This window comes from Agrobacterium larrymoorei (assembly GCF_013322225.1).
Taxonomy (GTDB): Bacteria; Pseudomonadota; Alphaproteobacteria; order Rhizobiales; family Rhizobiaceae; genus Agrobacterium; species Agrobacterium larrymoorei_A.
In genome coordinates this window covers 1-3,085 of sequence record NZ_JAAMFB010000049.1, presented here as the reverse complement: position 1 = coordinate 3,085, position 3,085 = coordinate 1, and the positions used below count along the sequence as shown (strand labels likewise).

The window sequence follows — 3,085 nt, the reverse complement described above, 5'->3', positions numbered from 1 at the left end:
AGGACGGTGAAGCGGTCACCGACGGCATAGGCATGGCGGACGTTGTGGGTGATGAAGATGACGGCGAGGCCCTTCTGCTGCACCTGGTTGATGTATTTCAGGACCATGGAGGTCTGGGCGACACCCAGCGCCGATGTCGGCTCATCGAGGATCAGCACTTTCGCGCCGAAGTAGACGGCACGTGCGATGGCCACGCACTGGCGCTCGCCGCCGGACAGCGTGCCGACCGCCTGGTTGGGATCGCGGATGTCGATGCCGATCTTGCGCATCTCGTCGCGCGTCACCTCGTTGCAATGCTGCATGTCGATGTAGCGGAACGGCCAGATGCCGCGCACGGGCTCGCGCCCCATGAAGAAGTTGCGCGTGACCGACATCAGCGGGATCATCGCCAGATCCTGGAACACGGTGGCGATGCCGGCATCCAGCGCATCGCGCGGCGCTGTGAAGTCCACCGGTTTCCCATCGACCAGAAACTCGCCGCCGGTCGGCCGCACCGCGCCCGACAGCATCTTGATCAGCGTCGACTTGCCGGCCCCGTTATCGCCCAGCAGGCACAGGACCTCTCCCGCCGAGACCGTCATCGACACGCCGTTGAGCGCGATGATGGAGCCGTAATGCTTGACGATGTTGCGAACGTCGATGATGGGGGTGGTGCTTGTGGATGGTGCCATGGTTCAACGCTCCCCTGTCACGCGGCGGCGAATGAAGTTGTTGAAGAGAACGGCAAGCAGCAGCATCGAGCCGAGGAAGACCTGGAACCAGTCGGAATCGAACTGCGTATAGGTCAGCCCGATGGAGACCATGCCGAAGATCACCGCGCCGAAGAAGGCGCCGATGGCCGAGCCGTAGCCGCCCGTCAGAAGGCAGCCGCCGATGACGGCTGCGATGATCGCCTCGAACTCCTTCTGGAAGCCGCGCCGTGCATCGGTGGAACCGGCATCGAGCACGGTGATGATGGCGACCAGTGCCGCGGCACAGGCGGTCAGCGCAAACAGGCTGGTCTTGACGCGGTTGACGGGAACGCCGGAATTGCGCGCTGCATTGGGATCGCCACCTGCGGCGAATATCCAGTTGCCGGTTCTGGTGCGCAGCAGGACCCAGGTGGCCACCAGCGCGATGACAACGAACCAGACGACCGAGACCGGTACGCCCGTCACCTTGGGCACACCATTGTCGAAGGTATCGATGAGGCCTTGCTGGCCGAGCCAGAGAAACAGACCCTCGAACGCCTGCCCGGAGAAGATCTTCAGAAGCGGGCTGCCTTCGACCGCCGTGCTGATACCGCGCAGCTGCGTGGAGCCGCCGGTTGCCCACTTCAGGCCCACCAGCGTCAGCCCGCGCAGGATGAAGAGGAAAGCAAGCGTCACGATGAAGGACGGCAGGCGGGTGCGGATGACGATCTGGCCGTTGACCGCACCGACGATGCCCGAGAACAGGAAGGTGAAGAGAATGGCAATCGAAAGCGGCTGGTCGTAATTGGTCACCAGCACGCCGAAGATCAGCCCGGAAAAGGCGACCATCGAACCGATGGACAGATCGAACTCGCCGCCGATCATCAAAAGGGCAGCAGCGATGGCGAGGATACCGAGCTGCGACGCCGGGGCAAGGATCGTCATGGCGCCCGCCAGCGTGAACATCGATGGATCCGCCGTCATCAGGAAGAAGACGAGGACCAGCACCAGACCGGCAACCGCGCCCAGTTCCGGGCGGCGCATGATCTGGGTGATCACACCCACCTTGCGCAGGCGTTCATCCGCCTTTGCCATGGCCGGCGCCGGTGGCTTTGCCCCCGTCGGGCTATTCTGTTCGAGACTGGCCAATTGTTCCTCCCATCGATACTATGCATGTGCCCGGATACGGCCTCCCCGATGTCTCGGGGAGGATATCGAAACGGGCAGATTTTTTGCCTGGAGCAGGGCTTGCGGCCCTGCCGACGCGTCACTGCTCCAGGGTTTCGTCGTAACGCGTTATCCGGACGCAAAACCGCTGCTTTGCAATCTTGCCGGAAGTTTGCGTTAGCGGATGCCCTTGGCGGACAGTTCGACGACCTGGGCTGCCTTGTCCTTGGTGATCAGGTTCGGGCCCGAGGGAACGTTGCCGCCCGGGATCAGGCCGTACTTGGCGTAGTTTGCCAAAAACACCACCGGCAGGTAGCCCTGCAGGAACTGCTGCTGGTCGATGGCAAAATCCGCCTTGCCTTCGGAAACGGCCTTCAGGAAGTCCGCCGAAAGATCGAAGGTGGCGACATGGACCTTGCCGGTTTTACCGACATCGTTGACGGCTGCAATCGATGGCTCGCCGGCCGTGCCCGCACCCAGCGCCATGACGGTGTCGATGGACGTATCCGAGCTTAGCGACGCCTTGACCTTGGCGCGGATTTCGGTCGGGTCGTTGCTGACCGGAACAACCGTGCTGGAGCCGCCGAAACCATCGGCAAAGCCCTTGCAGCGCTGGTCGAGCGAGACGTTGCCCACTTCCTGGTTGACGCAGATGCCCTTCTTGCCGCCAAGCTCCTTCAGCTTCTCGCCCGCCGCCTTGCCCGCGGAATACTCGTCCTGACCGACATGCAGCAGCGCGCCGAGCTCCTTGGAGACATCGGAGCCGGAATTGATCGAAATCACCGGAATGCCGGCAGCAACCGCCTTCTTGATGGCAGGCCCGAGCGCCGAGGCGTCAGGAATGGAAACGATGAGACCGGCAGGCTTCTGGTTGACCGCAGCGTCGATCAACTGGCTCATGGAGACCATGTCGAAGGTTTCCGGCGCGCGGTAGTCCACCGTGATGTTCATGTCCTTGGCCGCCGCCGTCACGCCATTCTTGACCACCGACCAGAACGGGTCGTTCGCCTGACCGTGCGTCACCGCAACCAGCTTCATATCCGCCGCAACGGCGCCTGACGCAAATCCGGCCGCCGCGCCGAAAAGTGCAGCACCCGCCAAAAGAGCCTTCAATCCGTATCTCATGTCTTCCTCCCGATGAAACCATCTCCACCTCGTGGAGCGTGAAATGCCAAAGCGCCAAAACCGTCGCCATCCCCATCCAGACGCAACTCCTCTTGCGCAAGACAGGCAACAAAATCAGCCTA

3 protein-coding genes are annotated in these 3,085 nt (G+C 62.4%); all 3 read right to left on the bottom strand.

Annotation, left to right across the window (positions count from 1 at the left end):
* Positions 1-671 (bottom strand): ATP-binding cassette domain-containing protein (locus G6L28_RS22665; protein ID WP_174066467.1); only part of this gene is annotated, 671 nt, incomplete at its 3' end.
* Between the two features lie 3 nt (positions 672-674).
* Entirely contained in the window at positions 675-1,766 is a 1,092-nt protein-coding gene (locus G6L28_RS22660) for an ABC transporter permease (protein ID WP_174066470.1), read from the bottom strand.
* Positions 1,767-2,015: 249 nt separating this feature from the next.
* The gene (locus G6L28_RS22655) at positions 2,016-2,963 is read right to left on the bottom strand and encodes a sugar ABC transporter substrate-binding protein (protein ID WP_174066465.1); all 948 of its coding nucleotides are present in this window, start codon (positions 2,961-2,963) and stop codon (positions 2,016-2,018) included.
* Positions 2,964-3,085: the final 122 nt, after the last annotated feature.